This is a genomic window from Pradoshia sp. Z4_20 (assembly GCF_058216035.1).
Genome location: NZ_JBZAJD010000002.1, coordinates 188,986 through 206,386, shown reverse-complemented (window position 1 = coordinate 206,386; position 17,401 = coordinate 188,986). Strand labels below are relative to the sequence as shown.

The 17,401-nt window shown below is 35.6% G+C and carries 13 protein-coding genes and 1 riboswitch; of the genes, 4 read left to right on the top strand and 9 right to left on the bottom strand.

Features of this window, described 5'->3' with window-relative positions:
- Positions 1–756: 756 nt before the first annotated feature.
- The 4 genes from AC4BHP_RS06960 to AC4BHP_RS06945 all read right to left on the bottom strand — a co-directional run bounded on the left by AC4BHP_RS06960 (position 757) and on the right by AC4BHP_RS06945 (position 5,718).
- Positions 757–1,440 (bottom strand): Na-translocating system protein MpsC family protein, encoded by a 684-nt coding sequence (locus AC4BHP_RS06960; RefSeq protein ID WP_490551778.1) that lies wholly within the window; start codon positions 1,438–1,440, stop codon positions 757–759.
- 236 nt (positions 1,441–1,676) lie between these two features.
- Positions 1,677–3,530, bottom strand: coding sequence for an ABC transporter ATP-binding protein (locus tag AC4BHP_RS06955; RefSeq protein WP_139891187.1), 1,854 nt, complete (start codon positions 3,528–3,530; stop codon positions 1,677–1,679).
- Positions 3,527–5,257 (bottom strand): ABC transporter ATP-binding protein, encoded by a 1,731-nt coding sequence (locus AC4BHP_RS06950; protein WP_066100087.1) that lies wholly within the window; start codon positions 5,255–5,257, stop codon positions 3,527–3,529. Before AC4BHP_RS06950 ends, AC4BHP_RS06955 begins: the two co-directional genes overlap by 4 nt.
- 14 nt (positions 5,258–5,271) lie before the next feature.
- The gene (locus AC4BHP_RS06945) at positions 5,272–5,718 is read right to left on the bottom strand and encodes a MarR family winged helix-turn-helix transcriptional regulator (RefSeq protein ID WP_066100083.1); all 447 of its coding nucleotides are present in this window, start codon (positions 5,716–5,718) and stop codon (positions 5,272–5,274) included.
- 310 nt (positions 5,719–6,028) lie between these two features.
- Here AC4BHP_RS06945 and AC4BHP_RS06940 point away from each other — a divergent pair, with 310 nt between their 5' ends.
- Positions 6,029–7,789 (top strand): ABC transporter ATP-binding protein, encoded by a 1,761-nt coding sequence (locus AC4BHP_RS06940; RefSeq protein ID WP_139891185.1) that lies wholly within the window; start codon positions 6,029–6,031, stop codon positions 7,787–7,789.
- A gap of 154 nt (positions 7,790–7,943) precedes the next feature.
- Here the strand turns inward: AC4BHP_RS06940 and AC4BHP_RS06935 are convergent, their stop codons facing one another.
- Positions 7,944–9,170 (bottom strand): aminopeptidase, encoded by a 1,227-nt coding sequence (locus AC4BHP_RS06935; protein ID WP_066100078.1) that lies wholly within the window; start codon positions 9,168–9,170, stop codon positions 7,944–7,946.
- A gap of 133 nt (positions 9,171–9,303) precedes the next feature.
- A complete protein-coding gene (locus tag AC4BHP_RS06930; protein WP_066100075.1) occupies positions 9,304–10,605 on the bottom strand; it encodes an NCS2 family permease in 1,302 nt (433 codons plus the stop codon).
- A gap of 428 nt (positions 10,606–11,033) precedes the next feature.
- A riboswitch (cyclic di-AMP (ydaO/yuaA leader) is annotated at positions 11,034–11,160 on the top strand.
- 367 nt (positions 11,161–11,527) lie between these two features.
- On the opposite strand from AC4BHP_RS06930, the gene AC4BHP_RS06925 reads away from it, so the two are divergent.
- Entirely contained in the window at positions 11,528–12,184 is a 657-nt protein-coding gene (locus AC4BHP_RS06925; RefSeq protein ID WP_066100072.1) for a response regulator transcription factor, read from the top strand.
- Complete coding sequence (locus AC4BHP_RS06920) at positions 12,177–13,655, top strand: sensor histidine kinase (protein WP_181161987.1); 1,479 nt, start codon at positions 12,177–12,179, stop codon at positions 13,653–13,655. Before AC4BHP_RS06925 ends, AC4BHP_RS06920 begins: the two co-directional genes overlap by 8 nt.
- 229 nt (positions 13,656–13,884) lie before the next feature.
- On the opposite strand, the gene AC4BHP_RS06915 is transcribed toward AC4BHP_RS06920, so the two are convergent.
- Together AC4BHP_RS06915 and AC4BHP_RS06910 are read right to left on the bottom strand one after the other, a co-directional pair.
- Positions 13,885–15,108: an MFS transporter gene (locus AC4BHP_RS06915; protein WP_066100066.1), complete on the bottom strand. Its 1,224-nt coding sequence runs from the start codon at positions 15,106–15,108 to the stop codon at positions 13,885–13,887.
- 10 nt (positions 15,109–15,118) lie between these two features.
- The gene (locus AC4BHP_RS06910) at positions 15,119–15,538 is read right to left on the bottom strand and encodes a MarR family winged helix-turn-helix transcriptional regulator (RefSeq protein ID WP_490551777.1); all 420 of its coding nucleotides are present in this window, start codon (positions 15,536–15,538) and stop codon (positions 15,119–15,121) included.
- A gap of 180 nt (positions 15,539–15,718) precedes the next feature.
- On the opposite strand from AC4BHP_RS06910, the gene AC4BHP_RS06905 reads away from it, so the two are divergent.
- Positions 15,719–16,339 carry an FMN-dependent NADH-azoreductase gene (locus AC4BHP_RS06905; protein ID WP_066100058.1) on the top strand — a complete coding sequence of 207 codons (621 nt, stop codon included), beginning with the start codon at positions 15,719–15,721 and terminating at the stop codon, positions 16,337–16,339.
- Positions 16,340–16,461: 122 nt separating this feature from the next.
- Here the strand turns inward: AC4BHP_RS06905 and AC4BHP_RS06900 are convergent, their stop codons facing one another.
- Entirely contained in the window at positions 16,462–17,322 is an 861-nt protein-coding gene (locus tag AC4BHP_RS06900) for an EamA family transporter (RefSeq protein ID WP_066100054.1), read from the bottom strand.
- Between the last annotated feature and the right edge of the window lie 79 nt (positions 17,323–17,401).

Sequence of the window (17,401 nt, the reverse complement as noted above, 5' to 3'; positions counted from 1 at the left end):
CCTTTAGTGCGTTTGTTGATCAGGTATTAATTACCGTCATTTGTTTAGTGAAAGACATTCAAATGAAGTGCCTAAGGATTAATCTAATACTTCTTGCCTTAAATCGGTATGTTCAGAGACACAACTATCTCAGCTGGTTAACCCTAAATGATTAATCTGCAGCTGTACACAAAAACCAGGTTTCTTTTAGTCTATATGTACATTTCATATGTTTGCATTGACATTTCATAAAGGTAGCTGATTGAATGGCTAGATAGTCAGTATACTTAATAAAAGGATCACCCGATAAAATCAGTCTCTATTCATATCGGTTAATAATTTGGTGTCGTGTATAATATGTACCGTAGCGAAACAAGAATTTCAATTGTAATTGACTCTCATTGATACAGAAATAATAAACAGTGTTAGTCGAATTTGACTCTTTTTTATAATTAATTGATAAAGAGCTTGCAACATTTTCTATATAATGTTCCATTTCCATCCGTTTAATTATGTGGCTGCCTAATAATTTCTGTTTCTTAAACGAATCTAATCTGTCTAATAGTTCCTTCTTTATTAGTATACAATCTTCCATATTTATAGGTAATCATCCCCTGTTTTTTTTGAATTTATTCATAAAAAAAGCCAGAAAAGGACAAATTTATTAATCCTTTCCTGACTTATGTATGGTTCTATGCCCACTCATTGCTATCAGTTATTTTATTAAGATGTTACAGATAACTTTATCGCAGATGGGGGTTATTGTCAATCAACCAATCAACTTTGCAAAATGAAAATAATATAGCTAGTATCTTTCTCGAAATTCCAAAAAGTAAATTTATCGATTATTTTGGTGTTTAAATAGTTCTCGAAGTTTCTTTTATGCTCTATTATCAAACGTTTCTCCAAATCCCGCTTCGCGATCGTTAATTGTTCAGTAAAGCCGAACTTGATCAATTCCTTTTCGATCGGAACCATTATACCTTTTCGGACAATCATCAGCTGCCGCTTATTGAGCATAGTTGAATAGATTTCCACTGGTTCTTTTTGAGCAAGCTTGGTAACCTTCGCTAATTCTCGTTCGACTTTCTCTCTATTTCTATAATCACTGATGCTCGTTGCTGTTTTTGATAGCGTAATAATAAACATGCCAGTCGAAGTTTGCAAATTCCAATCATAAAAGAATTCATCAACTTTTGTTCCTAATGCTGCTTCAATATAGGAGGTGATGTCTTTGATTATGGTTTCCATGAGAAGGTCCCGGTTCTTTTGCACGTAAACTTCACCATCTTGATTAGCCAATAAGGATTTCTCCATAGGGGAAAGGAAATCGGCAAGATGCACAGCAAGAGTAGGAGACGATAACGTACAAATAACGTGGCTGGGGCCCCGTCCGAAGGTTTCTCTTATCATTCTTCCTATATAACTGCTAATGTCTTTTTCGGCTTTTGTTATTTCCATATCATACACCTCAGGCTTTGTGACTTTCTTATCATTTATCCCTAAGTAATTTTTTTGAAACATCAGACAAAGACTTATTACAGGGGATTTTAGTCTGAATTAAAAGATTAAAGTCAACGAAAACATCTAGAAACGATTAGGACATGAGAGGGGTGATTGGTCAAACTTTGGCGCTGCGGAAATAATATTTAATATTATCAAATGTGCCGGGAAGTTTTCTTCCCGGCACATTTGTTTTATACGGCTTCATCTGCAAACTGGCTGTTATAAAGATCCGCATAGAAACCATTTTGTCTCAGCAACTCATCATGAGTACCTTGTTCAATGACGGTTCCTTTATTCATTACTAGAATTAAATCTGCATCTTTAATCGTGGATAAACGGTGAGCGATCACAAAGCTTGTACGATTTTCCATTAAGCGATTCATCGCTTTCTGAATAAAGATTTCAGTTCTTGTATCAACACTGCTTGTTGCTTCATCCAAGATTAGAATAGAAGGGTTTGCTAAAATGGCACGAGCTATTGTAAGCAATTGTTTTTGACCCTGTGATATATTGGATGCTTCTTCATTTAATTCAGTTTCATATCCTTCTGGCAATGTACGAATAAAATGATCGGCATGAGCTGCTTGGGCTGCTTCAATAATTTCTTCACGAGTGGCACCTTCACGACCATAGCCAATATTATCTGCAATGGTACCATTAAAGAGCCATGTATCCTGAAGAACCATACCGAATAATCCATGGAGATCTCCGCGTTTCATTTCTTTAATATCGACACCATCAATTTTTATGCTTCCGCCATTTAATTCATAAAAACGCATTAACAGGTTAATCATTGTTGTTTTACCTGCACCGGTCGGACCTACTATGGCTACTTTTTGCCCTGGTTTGACATCAAGATTCATATCTTCAATCAATAGCTGATCCTGCTTATATCCGAATGCAACATGATCAAAAACCACATGTCCTTTTGGATGAGAAATCATTTGTGGATTCGTTGTTTCTGCTTCCTCCTCCTCCTCATCTAGCAGTTCAAATACACGTTCTGCAGAAGCAACAGTAGATTGAATAATGTTAGCGATATTCGCCGTTTGAGTAATCGGTTGTGTGAATTGGCGTGCATATTGTATAAAAGCCTGTATATCACCAACTGTTATTCTTCCGTTTGTAACAAAAATACCGCCAACTACACATATGAGTACATATCCGATGTTTCCGATAAATTGCATGAAGGGCATAATTACACCTGAAATAAACTGTGCTTTCCAGGATGATTCGTATAATTTTTCATTTATTGCCTCAAACTCTTCCAAAGCTTTTTCCTCTTGGCCAAAGGCTTTCACGACCTCATGTCCAGTATAGATTTCTTCAACATGGCCACTTAAATTTCCAAGTGATTTTTGTTGGCCAGCAAAGTAGGTTTGAGATTTTTTGGCTACAAATACAGCGACTACTCCGCTTAAAGGTAATGTTAAAAGAAGAATTCCTGTCATAACCGGGCTGATCGACAGCATCATAATAATAACACCAATAATCGTTACTACACTGGTAATAAGCTGTGTTAAGCTTTGTTGTAAGGTAGTGCTGATATTATCAATATCATTCACAATCCGGCTTAAAGTTTCACCTGTAGTTGTTCCATCAAAATACTTTAAAGGCAGCCGAGATACCTTAGCTTCAGCTTCTTCTCTTAATGTAAATACCGTATTTTGAGCAACGCTTGCCATAATATATTGCTGGATAAAGGCGAAGATTGAGCTAAACAAATATAAGGCGCCGAGTAGGAAGAGAATTCGAATGATATACTCAAAATCGATGCCTGCGCCAGGAATACCTGACATTTTTTCCATAATGCCTTCAAATATTTTGGTTGTCGCTTTACCTAATACTTTTGGGCCGACAATGGTGAAAACCGTACTGAGGATTGCAGCCAGCAATACAGTTAAAAGGCGAAATTTATAAGGTGCTAAATAACGAATTAATCGTTTTAACGTACCCTTAAAATCTTTTGCTTTTTGTATCGGTGCTCCTGGACCACCTGGAGGACCAAATCCCGGATTTGATTGTCTTCTTGTCATTCTGCTCATGCAATCTCCTCCTCAGAAAGCTGTGACTTCACAATTTCTTGATAGGTATCACATGATTTTAGTAATTCTTCATGTGTACCAATTCCCATAACATTTCCTTCATCCAATACAATGATACGATCGGCATCCATAACCGTAGATACACGTTGGGCAACCAATAAAACCGTTCCTTCCGTGGTTTCACTTTTTAAAGCTTTCCGCAGCTTAGCGTCCGTTTTGAAATCCAGTGCAGAAAAGCTGTCATCAAACATATAGATTTCCGGTTTTCGAACCAAGGCTCTCGCAATGGACAGACGTTGCTTTTGTCCTCCGGAAATATTTGTACCGCCCTGAGAAATAGGAGAGTCAAAGCCTTCCTTCATATTAGAAACAAAATCATAGGCTTGTGCGACTTTTGCAGCATGGATGACTTCCTCATCACTGGCATTCTCATTTCCGTAGAGGATATTTTCCTTTACGGTACCGGTGAATAAAACAGCTTTCTGAGGAACTAGACCAATTCGGTTACGTAAATCCACTAATTCCAGTTCCTTAATATTGATTCCATTTAGATAAATACTGCCTTCAGTCGGTTCATAAAAACGAGGAATCAGCTTTAATAATGTTGATTTCCCAGAACCAGTTCCGCCGATAATGGCTGTAACCTCACCAGGACCAGCGCTAAATGAAAGGCCTTTTAAGGCAGGTTCTTCGGCACCTGGATAGCTGAATGTAACATTCTTAAATTCCAGGTAGCCAGTTTTAGTTGGTTTAGCTTCATGTTTAATTGGCTCATCTTTAATAGTGGGCTTAATCGCCAATACTTCATTAATACGAGCTGCGGAAGCAGAAGCACGAGGAATCATGACAAACATCATGGAAAGCATAACCATGGAGAACATAATTTGCATGGCATATTGAATAAAGGCCATTAAATCACCGACCTGCATATCTCCATGATCAATCCTGATTGCACCAAACCAAACAACCGCAATGGTTGTATAGTTCATAATCAGCATCATGAGCGGCATAAGTGTAGCCATTAATTTATTCACTTTGATAGTAGTGTCTCTTAAGTCTTTGTTGGCCTTCTTAAAACGTTCCTTTTCAAAATTGATCCGATTAAAGGAACGAATGACACGGACACCAGTCAAATTTTCGCGAATGACACGGTTTACAGCATCCAATCTGCGTTGAACCAGTTTAAATAGAGGGACGCCTTTCCAGATGACAAAAAGAATAACGCCCACTAAGACCGGAATCGCAAGGATGATAACCCAGGATAGTTCGGGATCTTTTGAAAAGGCCATAATAATGCCACCAATAGCCATTAAAGGTGCCATTATCATCATTCTAAGGATCATGTTAAGGACCAATTGTACCTGTGTTATATCATTGGTTGTTCTTGTAATTAAGGAAGCAGTACCAACTTGTTCAAATTCATGAAGTGAAAAATTCTCAACATGGGAGAATACTCTGGAGCGAAGATTTTTGCCAAATGACATGGATACTTTGGCGCTGAAGTAACTTGCCGTAATAGAGCAAAGCGTACCAACTGCAGCAACCAAAAGCATAAATCCGCCAATTTTCCATATGTATGGTATGTTCTGATTAATGACACCTTTGTCGATGATGTCAGACATCAATGTGGGTAAGAATAATTCTGATAATGACTGTATAAATACCAATGCGAATATAAAAACAATCGGTAATTTATACGGTGCTAAATAGCGAAACAATTTCCTCAAAAATTAACAACTCCTTAATACTGATTTTCATTAAAAAACTCATACACTTTGGTTAATAATCGGGTGAGTTCCTTACTATCATCTAATCCGATATATTCCTCTAGAAGGGTAAAAGTTTGATGTAATTTAGCAAGTGCTGCATCTGCTACAGAATCTCCCTCACATGTTAATGTAACCAGTACCACCCTGCGATCATTTTTATCAATTCTGCGGGTAATTAGGTTATGCTGTTCCAGCTTATTTAAAATGGGGGTAACAGATGGCATTTTAACATTTAACTGCTTGCTGATCTCGGATACCTTAATCTCGGTAATATGTTGAGTTTTTTCTTTGATACATGTCAAAACTCTTATTTCACTTGGTTTATATCCTTTTATTGTTTTCTTTTCCCAATCCAATTTGTCAAACTGTGTAAAAGCCCTGATCAATTTTTCAACTGATCGGTCTTTGTTAACTGTCATACCTCCACCTCTAAAACAAAGTCTTCCTAATAGTTAAGTAACCAAATTAAAAGCAAATAAAATTATATTTATATAATATATACAAGTCAATATAGCTATACAGTTTCAGAAAGTGTAAAATATGACAAATTAAATACGATGGTTTTGTAGGTCTGTTAAATAAAAGAAATAGGAAATGAAAAAATGTATAATGTATAAAACATATTAAATTCAGCTTAAAATCCCAATGTTTTACATAATTGGGATTGTCTTTATATCAGTTCTTCGGTAACGTTATATATAGAAGCTAAACTCAGGAGGAAGAAAGTTTATGAAAGAAAGAAAACAGAAGGGGAGTTATAAACGCTTTTTTCGGTTATTGCATGCAACGAACCCTTCATATGGAAGACTTGGTTTTGCACTCGGTCTGAGTATTATTACTACCCTTATTGGGTTGCTCATTCCATTGTTAACAAAGGAATTGGTAGACGGCTTCAGTATGTCTTCATTATCTAAAAGTCAGATTCTCATAATTGTATTGGTGTTTATTGCTCAAGCTGGTTTAAGTGCATACGCGACCTATGCACTTGGATATAATGGTCAAAAAATCATTGCAGGCTTGCGGGATTTATTATGGAAAAAGTTGATTAAGCTGCCTGTATCGTACTCTGACAAATATGGTTCAGGGGAAATGATTAGCAGATTAACAAATGACACAATGGTCGTCAAAGAATTGATAACTACCCATTTAGTTGGGGCTATTACTGGAATGATTTCAGTTATTGGGTCTATAACGATATTATTTATCATGAACTGGAAATTAACCCTGTTAATATTTATTGTTTTCCCAATAGCAGCCATGATTTTAATACCAATTGGCCGAATTATGCTTAATATCTCGAAGGAGACCCAAGCTGAAACTGGTAGATTTACAGGGGTATTAAATCAGGTCCTACCTGAAATCCGCTTAGTCAAGGCATCCAATGCAGAAGAAATTGAATATAATAGGGGAATGTCAGGTGTAAACCGGTTGTTCGCTCTTGGTTTAAAAGAAGCGAAGACACAGTCTCTTGTTTCACCAATTATCACATTAGTGCTAATGGCTGCTCTAGTAGGAATTATTGGGTATGGCGGTATGCAGGTAGCGAGCGGAATTATTACAGCAGGTTCGCTTGTAGCTTTTATTCTTTACATTTTTCAAATTATTATGCCTATGGGGCAAATTACGACATTTTTTACTCAATTGCAGCGTTCGATGGGAGCAACCATGAGAATAATTGAAATCCTGAATGAAAAAGAAGAGGATTTACTCAAAGGGAAAGAACTAGTAAAAGCAAATGTCGATATCGTTCTCGATGATTTATCATTTGGATATGCAGAGGAGTCTTTAATTCTTCGTCATTTAAATGCAAAGATTGAAGCGGGAAAAGTAACAGCGATTGTTGGACCAAGCGGTGGAGGGAAGACGACTCTGTTTAAATTGCTTGAACGCTTTTACGAACCAAGTGAGGGATCAATCAGGATAGGTGAAATTCCTATCGGTGAATACAATTTGCAATCGTGGCGGAAGCATATTGGGTATGTATCTCAAGAAAGCCCGCTGTTGGCAGGTACGATCCAGGATAATATATGTTATGGTTTGGAAAGGGAAGTCACCTCCGCTGAACTGGAGCAAGCAGCTGAAATGGCTCATGCACTTGAATTCATTCAGCAGCTTCCAGAAGGATTCCAAACGGATGTAGGGGAGAGGGGATTGAAGCTGTCAGGAGGACAGCGCCAACGAATTGCGATAGCAAGAGCGTTATTGAGAAATCCAAGTATTCTAATGCTAGACGAGGCCACATCAAGTTTAGACAGCCAGTCTGAACAAATCGTGCAGGCTGCATTAAATAAACTAATGGTAGGGAGGACGACAATCGTTATTGCCCATCGATTATCAACCGTCGTCAATGCCGATCAGTTGTTATTTATTGAAAAAGGTGAAATTACAGGTAGAGGAACACATGAAGAATTAATGCAAACTCACAAGCTCTACCATGAATTCGCAACACAGCAATTAAAAATTAATGAGAATTTAAAAGAGAAGGCATAAATTGCACAAAGCATAACAATTTTTTTTGATATTTAAGAATGAACAACTAGCTAAACGAAACCAAAACGCGCTTAGAAATATTTTACTAAGCGCGTTTTGGTTTTTTTAAAAGCAATTTTACTATTATTTAAGGGTTATAAACCTGTAAATAGAATCAAAACGCCCAATTCCCATTTCGGAATATGGCCTCACGTGTACCATCAGGCAATTCTCCATCAATGTCCATATCAGCTGAACCAATCATAAAGTCCTCATGCACTTGGCTGATATTTACCCCATACTTATGCAATTGTTCGATATTCATTTCTTCTCCACCTTCGAGGCAAAATGGATATCCAGCTCCAATGGCGAGGTGGTTAGAAGCATTTTCATCAAATAACGTATTATAGAATAAGATATTTGATTCAGAGATCGGTGAATGGTGAGGTACCAGCGCAATTTCACCCAGGTATTTAGCTCCTTCATCAACATTGATAAGATGATTTAAAATTTTATTTCCTTTTTTTGCCACGGCATTTACGATTCTTCCTTCTTCAAATGTTAACGTAAATTCATCAATTACATTGCCGCCATAAGCTAACGGTTTTGTGCTTGAAACCGTGCCATTTACTCCATTTTTTAAAGGAATCGTAAATACTTCTTCAGTAGGCATATTGGCTACGAATTCTTTGCCGGTTGAGTCTTTAGCTCCTGCTGCGCACCACTTATGTTTCTCGGAAAGTTCAATTCTTAAATCCGTACCAGGTGCTTTATAGTGTATGTATTTATATTTTTTGTTATTTAAATAATCAGCTTTACTGATTAATGTATCAAGATGCTCCTCCCATGCTTGGATAACATTTTCCTGATCAACACGGACTGAAGAAAAGATGGCATCCCAAAGTAAATCTAAGCTGTTTTCTTGTCCAGGGAATATTTTTTTGGACCAACCCTCACCTGCAGCAGCAACGACTGTCCAACTGATCTTATTGGACTGCATTGCTTCACGTAAATTATTGAGAGCCTTACCTGCAGCCTTTTGAAAATTAGCGATCCGATTTGAGTCGATCCCATTCAGTAAATCCGGATCTTGAGAGACAATCGTTATAAAAGTTGCACCTCTTTCAACCATTTCGTTTCTGGAGGCAGCCATCCATGAAGGAAATTCAGTAAATGCCTCGTCAGGTGCCAGCAAATATTTCGTTCGGTTAATTTCTTCATCACTCCATTCCACAAAAACCTGCTTTGCACCTGCTTCATAGGCTTTTTTAACAAGTTTACGTGTAAATGGTGCAGTTTCAATAGTGGATATGATGAATACAATTTGATCCTTTTGTACATTAGCAGCTTTCTTAACAGTCAAGTCAGCATAACGATCTAATTTTTCTTCAAAATTATTCATGGATTAATCCTCCCCATACAATATTATTTACTATAAAAGTATATCATCTAGATATCAGAAAATATCAAAAATTTATTGGGATAAAAATATAGAGCTGGATCTATAAGAAATCCAGCTCTATATAGCATTTTTATTAATGTCCTCCTAAGAAGACCAATTGAATAAGGAATAGTACACCAAAGATGTAAACAAGAGGTGGAACTTCTTTCGCTTTGCCACCAACTAATTTCAAGATTGGATAAATAATAAATCCAAATGCGATTCCAGTAGAGATACTTGAAGTTAAAGGCATCGCAAGAATAATAACAAATGCTGTAAAAGCTTCATCAAACTCAGACCATCTAATCTTTGATATACCTTCCATCATAAAGCACCCAACAATAATTAAAACAGGAGCTGTAATGGAAGCTAAGTTTGAGATGGCTCCAATAAATGGTGAGAAGAATAATGCTAAGCTGAACAATATAGCAACAACTACTGCTGTTAAACCAGTACGACCACCGGCAGCAACACCTGTACTTGATTCTACATATGCTGTTGAAGGACTTGTACCAAAAGCAGCACCAACAGTAGTAGCGATAGAATCACCAAGGAAAGCTTGCTTTGCCCTAGGAAACTTACCGTCTTTTAATAATCCGGCCTGTTCGGATACAGCCACCATTGTACCTGTTGTGTCAAAAATCGTTACGAGTAGGAATGAAAATACAACGGCGTATAAGCTGTTAGTGAATACACCACCGAGATCTAAATCAAAAAATGCTATTCCTTCTGGAAGTGAAGGGAGTAATTGCTTGGCTGTAATGTCCAGCATGCCTGTAAAATAGCCAATAATTGCTGTAATAATCATTCCAATAAACAAAGCACCAGGTACTTTTCTTACCATAAGAATAAGGGTAATGAATAAACCGGCAATTGTTAATAATGGAACAGGAGCAGTTAAATCACCTAAACCAACAAGATTGCTTTCGTTTGCGACAAAGATTTGTGCTTGTTTAAAACCAAGAAACGCTATGAATAAACCAATACCGGATGTAATTCCATATTTAATAGAAAGAGGGATGGAATTAATGATCTTTTCACGTAAATTACTAAAACTTAATAACATAAATAAAAGTCCGGCGATAAATACTGCGCCTAAAACCACTTGATAGCTAAGTCCTTGTGTCGCAACAACACTCGTAAAGTAAGCGTTTATTCCCATACCTGGCGCAACGGCGATTGGGTATTTTGCATACAAGCCCATAATTAAAGTACCAATTACTGCCGAGATAATGGTAGCAATAAATACCTGATTAAAGGGAATTCCTGAAGCGGAAAGGATTGCCGGGTTAACTATTACAATGTACACCATTGTAAAGAAAGTAGTTATACCAGCTAAAACTTCCGTTTTAACAGTAGACCCGTTTTGGCTAATTGAGAAAAATTTGTCTAACAATTCGTATACCTCCATCTATTCACCTTTAAAAAAGCGAACGTTTTTGACGACATTTAATATAATATTCGCTTTTAGGTTATTTTTCAACCACAAATTAATAATTATATTAATTATTTGCAATAACTACTTATAATATGAGGATTAAAGAGAGGCTTTATCCTAGTTATGAGGTTGATATTTAAAACATTATCATACTAAAACTGATTGTTAGTATTAGAAGTCATTATGAATAGTGCTTCAACATTTCAGGACTTTGATTTGTAAATGGTTGATGTTACTTTTGTGACTTCTGTATAGGTTGAAATACAAAGTAGACTGTGACCAAAAAACAAAAAGAAATTTATGTGAATAAATTAAAAATATACAAAAATTAGTAGATGAAAATATTTACATTTTTCATATCGGGAGTATTATTATCAAAGTTTCTAATTTCTAAATCGCTTAAGCATAATTGCGCGGGGGACACATTGTGTTCTGGGGTGAATCCATTATGGTAGGGCTACTCAGTAGGCACGAATCCGACAGCTAACTCCTCAGCGTTTTATGAGAAGGAAGGTGGAACTTGTGAGACGAAACTAATATAACGTCTGCAGGTCTATTTATTGATGGCTTGCAGGCGTTTTTTGTTGATCAAGCTATTAATTTATTAATTTCTTAATAATAAAAGCGGGTGAGCAGAGTGGTTTCATCAATAAAACGTATACTCATTGGTCGTCCTTTAAAGTCAATATAAACACAGAGTGATCTCCGCTATTAATGGAATCACTCTTTTTTTTGCTTAAACTACACATCCCTTTAGATTTAATAGTTATATGAAATAATGATGGCATCTTTATGCATAAAAATACAAGTAAGTATTTACCTCAAAAAATTATGGTGATATAATTTATTTACTTTTTTAAAGAGGGTGATTCCCATTAGAATGTTAATTTTAGAAGATGAGCCTGTTGCGAGAAAAGTACTAAGGAAAAGGCTTGAATTACAAGGATATACAGTAGATGATTTTGACGATCCAGAGGATGCAATTATAGCTTGTGATAAAGTGAAATACGATTTATTAATTTTTGATATTACCATTCATGGTGCAATTATTGATGGTTTGGAAGCTGCTTCTATTATAAGGAAAAAACATAATATTCCCTTTGTCCTCGTTACCGGAGCAGATTCGTCAGATGCAAGATTGCGAGGATTACAGGAAGGTGCGCTTTTGTATTTTACAAAGCCTTTCAGCTACAAAGAACTTGTCCTTAACATAAAAAATATTATGGAAAGTACAGCAGTAAAAAATAATTCGTATTATATACATAGAGGATTAAAAATTGAGCCTCTTCGTGGTACGATTACGAAAGAAGATGGCAGTGTTGAAACGCTATCGAAAATTCCAATGCAGGTGTATACGTATTTATTAGAACATAAAAATCAAGTTGTCAGTAAACAAGAATTATGGGAAAAAATATGGACTGAGCATGGGGATATGAGTGATGACATTATTAATACAACGATAAATCGGATTAGACGAAAGATAGGTAAGAATAGCATTAATACGATTAAAAATGTTGGATATGAAATCAATGACTAAAAATTGGCTTACTGTTAAACGGTTTACCATTTTATCCAATATTCTCATGTTCTTGATATTTACAGGCATAGTCTTACTGCAAAATATTAATCGGGTAAACGATTATGCAAAACATCGAATCAATGAAGTATTGCCGAACTTCTATTTGGTTGAAACTCATTTAGCTGAATACGGTTTACAGGAAGACTTTCTAAATGATAAATTCGGTAAGCTACCTGGTGCTTATGAGTATATGATGATTTTGGATAATGACTCAAGTTATCAAAATATTGCTTATAACCAAACATCAAAGAATATCAATATTTATGAAGGAAAAGATAAAAAATATTTACCAATAATTAAGTGGTTATTAGGTCAGAGTCGAGAAGACATCTATGTAAAAGATGGTTTAAGTGATAAAAAAATTAAGGTTGAGTTTTATGAAGTTAATGGATCTGTAATAGCTGAAATTGAGCATGCCATTCATACGGAAGCATTCAATGGTCAGTTATATACGAAAATAAATCTCTCGGTTCTGCTTATTGAAGATTTTAAAGAAATACTCATCACGAATGGTTATTTATATTTGATTATATTCATTTTTTTCTTTTTGTTTCAGGCCTTATTATTTGAAACTATTTTTAAACCTTTATCGAAGATGACCAATCATTATAAGCTGAAAAACAAGTTTAATATTACACCCCATTTTATGAATGACTATATGTTAAGGGAAATGGAAGAGTTAAACAATGTTACCAATAGTAGTGTTGAAAAAATGCTCGCTGTAACCGACGAGACACATGCTTTCCTAGAAGAGATTGTCCATGAGGTTCGGAATCCTGCTCATAATATTAAGAATACCATCGAATATTTGGAGGACCTGATTGAAACGGATACCCTTCCTGAGATAAAGGAAGGATTATTTCATATTAAAAATGAATCTAGTAATATAGATTCATTATTAAAGGGTATTAAACTATCGCATGAACTTTATTATTTAGGAGGAAATCCTCCAGATAGCTGGATAGAACCAAAAAGCTGTATTGAACCATTAATGGCTGCCTATATGAGGAATTACCCCTCCTACACATTTATTTTTAATGATAATGTAAGTAAAACCACCAAAATCTGGATTGATGAGTATTCATTTGAATTAGTCATGCAGAATTTATTGAGCAATGCAGTGAAATATTCTACAAAGGAATCAACCATTTTTGTGGGAATTAGAGAGAATAAGCTTGATAATACTATTAATATTGACGTAACCAACACTGGCTCATCTATCCATTATTCTAATATCAATAAGATCTTTGATAAGTATGTACGTCTAAGTATGGCTAAGCAGATAACGTCTGGATCGGGTATTGGGTTATGGATTGTTAAAAGGGTTTCTGAAATTTATGATGTGAATATTGATGTAAATAGTACAAATCAATCAGCAACCTTTTCGCTGAAGTTCAAGCATATTAAACAGGAAAATATTGAAGAATAGCGCAGGGAAGAGTGGGGCAACAATTTAATGCATGCCTCACTCTTTTTTACATTACTGAATATTTCTTGGAGAATACGTTTTATTACTTGAAGTTTTAGCTGCTATAGAGCATTTATCATAGCGGTTAAAATAGAATGAGAATGCTATTATGCTGAATGAAAATCGAATTAATAGAAAAAAGCGGAATATCCAAAATCGGACATTCCGCTTTTTTTCCTTAATGGTGATTTTAATTTGATTTTGTTTCCTCTAGCTTTGTTAATTTATTGCGCATCTCTAAAGAATCCTTTTTTCCATGCATAAAATAATAGACTACGATTAATGCCAATACGAGAATCGACATGATTAGATAGAGATTTCGATAGCCTGTGAAAGGAATAATCATTCCAAGTACATATGGGCCAATTCCGAAGCCTACATCCAAAAAGATAAAAAAGGTTGCTGTTGCTAAACCGATTCGGTGAGGAGGAGTCACTTTTACGGCAATAGCCTGAGTTGTAGATTGGATATTCCCAAAACCGAGTCCAATAATTGCGCCGGCTAAAAGCAAAATAAATCCGTTATTAGCATAGCTTAATAGAAGAAGTCCAAGGGCAAATACAAGTAAGCAGGGATACATAATAATATTAGATCCTTTTAAGTCTAACAAGCGGCCAGTAAAAGGTCTTGACACTAAAACCGCTGCTGCATAAACGACAAAAAAGAAACTTGCTGCTTCAACTAATTGAATCTCTTCTGAATAGAAAGTAATAAATGATAAGACGCTTGAATAGCATAGGGCTCCCAGCATCATAACGATAGCAATGGGGATAGCCTTTGGTTCAATAAAACTGGAAAGCTTAACTCTATTGTTTTCTGATTCAACAGAAGTGTGAGATTGTTCATTTTGTATTTTTAATAGAAAGGCAGTTAAAAAGCTAACAGCTCCCAATGCTATACAAAAGCTGAAAATGACTTCAAATGTTGTATGCTGTTTTAAATAAATACCTAAAAAAGGACCAATCGCAGTAGCAAGAGTGGCACTAAGGCTAAAATATCCAACGCCTTCACCACGTCGTTCTGCTGGTATGATTTGCGCTACAATGGTACCGGTAGCCGTACTTGCAATTCCTAATCCGATTCCATGTAATAAGCGGTTAACCATCAAAAAAGACAAGCTATTAATCCCAAAATATAAAATAGTTGTTAATGTAAAAACGATAAGTCCGAATAATAATATTCTTTTTCTGCCGTATTTATCGATAATTCTACCTGTCAGAAGTCGGCCAATAAGTGCTCCAATAATAAAAATTCCGGTAACCAGTCCTGCTTCACTCGTTGAAGCACTAAATTGTTCAACAGCATAGACCGAAATTGACACCATTAATAAATAAAAAACAAGTGTTAATAAAAAATTAATGGTGGATACAATGATAAAATCTTTTGTCCATAATTTTGCTCGTTCCGTTTGCATAGTTATCTCCTTACTCATTAAAATTTTGCTTAATCCTTTCTAGGATATTTAGGAATTGTTCTTGTTCATCTGTCGTAATACCTATTAACTTTCCAATCTGAAATTCATCAATCTCACTTCTTACAACTTTATATTGTTTCTCTCCTTTAGCAGTCAGTTGAATATTTTTCTTCCTTTTATCTGAGCTTGAAAATGACTGAATATACCCTTGCTGCTCGAGGCTGTTGACTGTGCGGGTTATCGCTGGCTTTTCGATACTTTGATATTTAGATATCTCAACAAGGGTATGTGGCCCATAATTAAAAAGGATATACATAATTGTCCATTGTGGTCTGTTCAAAGCATATCTACCTAGAATTTCATTTAACTGGTCAATATAAGGTTTATGCACCATAGACAACTCGTGAAATAACTGTTGATATCTATCCATTTTACCTCCTTATAAATTAGTTACTTTAGTTAACTAATCCAATTTTTTTATTATGGCAGAGAAGAGGAGAAGATGTCCAGTCTTTTTATAATGGTAAAAGATAGGCATATTATTTTGCTTTGAATTCAAACTATATTAAAATAAATTTACAAATCATATATCGTACATGGAGGTATACATATGACTAAAGTTTTATTTGTTAAAGTAAATGATCGACCGGCAGACCAAGCTGTTTCTGTTCAAATGTACAATGCATTTTTACATGCATATAAAGAAGCAAATCCAACTGATCAAATTACAGAGCTGGATTTATTCCAAGTAGAACTCCCTTACTATGGAAATGCGGCGATTACCGCTCTTTATAAAAACAATCAAGGAATCGAATTAACAGAAGAAGAAACTAAATATGTTAATTTAGCAAATCAATATATCGATCAATTCTTATCCATGGATAAAATTGTTTTTGCCTTCCCTCTTTGGAATTCAACTGTTCCTGCGCCATTAATTACGTATATTTCGTATTTGGCTCAAGCCGGAAAAATGTTTAAGTATACTGCTGAAGGTCCGATAGGATATGCAGCTGATAAAAAGGTAGCACTATTGTCTGCAAGAGGTTCTGATTACTCAGCTATACCAGGAGCGGAAATGGCAGTTAATTTAGTTAAATCTGCTATTAGCCTTTGGGGAATTACTAACCCAGAAGTTATGGTTATTGAAGGACATAATCAATACCCAGACCGTACGGTTGAAATTGTTGCAGAAGGGCTTGAGAAAACAGCTAAACTTGCTGCCCGCTTCTAATTAAGAAACATCAATACTATATCGTTGGATTTACCATTAATATAGAAAACAATAAAAACAGTGGGATTCGATTAAGAATTCCCACTGTTTTTATATATAAAGGACGATAAATGACGCGTTTGTTAAAAAATAAGCAGAATAGTACCAATTGTAATCGCAATACCACCAATAATCGTGTTTTTATTAGGTTTTTCTTTTAAAATAATAAAGCTTAACACCATTGTAATGACTACGCTGAATTTATCGATGGGAGCTACGATAGACACCTTTCCGATTTGAATGGCAGCAAAGTAGCACAACCAAGATAAGCCAGTTGCGATACCCGATAGGATTAAAAAGACATAGGACCTATTAGAGATCGTTTTAAGATCTTTTTGCGTTCTTTGGAAAAATACAATGCTCCAGGCAAAAATTAAGATCACTACAGTACGAATGAAGGTGGCGACATTTGAATCGACATCCTCGATACCGATTTTCGCCAATATACTGGTTAGTGCTGCAAAAACGGCTGATAAGACAGCCAGGAAAATATACGACTGAAGATAGCCTTCTTTCTTCTTTTTTTCTCTCTTACCGATAAGAATAAAAGTACCAATCGTAATAACGACCCCTCCTGCAATCACTAACGGAGTCAACGGTTCCTGAAGGATGATAAAGGATAAAATAATTGTAATTATGACGCTTGATTTATCAATAGGAACTACTTTTGATACATCACCAATTTGTATGGCCTTAAAAAAACATAGCCACGATAGGCCAGTGGTTATACCTGATAAGATAATGAAAATCCATGCCTTAGGATGGATAGTATACAGCTCATCCCATTGCCCGGTTATTCGAACAACGGCATAAGCCATAATTAGGACTACAAACGTTCGAATCGCAGTGGCCAAATTTGAATTCACATTATTAATCCCGATTTTTGCTAATATTGACGTTAATGCTGCAAATAAAGCAGCCAGTAAAGCTAACAGTATGCTCATGAAAATCCTCGCTTATTTATGTACTTAGAATCGGTTTGTTCCTCTGGTTTTTTCTAACTTTAACTATAACTCAATTCCA

Coding starts and splice junctions, on each gene's coding strand:
- AC4BHP_RS06920 (WP_181161987.1), top strand. CDS start 12,177: ATGACTAAAAATTGGCTTACTGTTAAACGGTTTACCATTTTATCCAAT.
- AC4BHP_RS06955 (WP_139891187.1), bottom strand. CDS start 3,530: ATGAGCAGAATGACAAGAAGACAATCAAATCCGGGATTTGGTCCTCCA.
- AC4BHP_RS06940 (WP_139891185.1), top strand. CDS start 6,029: ATGAAAGAAAGAAAACAGAAGGGGAGTTATAAACGCTTTTTTCGGTTA.
- AC4BHP_RS06900 (WP_066100054.1), bottom strand. CDS start 17,322: ATGAGCATACTGTTAGCTTTACTGGCTGCTTTATTTGCAGCATTAACG.
- AC4BHP_RS06915 (WP_066100066.1), bottom strand. CDS start 15,108: ATGCAAACGGAACGAGCAAAATTATGGACAAAAGATTTTATCATTGTA.
- AC4BHP_RS06935 (WP_066100078.1), bottom strand. CDS start 9,170: ATGAATAATTTTGAAGAAAAATTAGATCGTTATGCTGACTTGACTGTT.
- AC4BHP_RS06910 (WP_490551777.1), bottom strand. CDS start 15,538: ATGGATAGATATCAACAGTTATTTCACGAGTTGTCTATGGTGCATAAA.
- AC4BHP_RS06925 (WP_066100072.1), top strand. CDS start 11,528: ATGTTAATTTTAGAAGATGAGCCTGTTGCGAGAAAAGTACTAAGGAAA.
- AC4BHP_RS06960 (WP_490551778.1), bottom strand. CDS start 1,440: ATGGAAATAACAAAAGCCGAAAAAGACATTAGCAGTTATATAGGAAGA.
- AC4BHP_RS06945 (WP_066100083.1), bottom strand. CDS start 5,718: ATGACAGTTAACAAAGACCGATCAGTTGAAAAATTGATCAGGGCTTTT.
- AC4BHP_RS06905 (WP_066100058.1), top strand. CDS start 15,719: ATGACTAAAGTTTTATTTGTTAAAGTAAATGATCGACCGGCAGACCAA.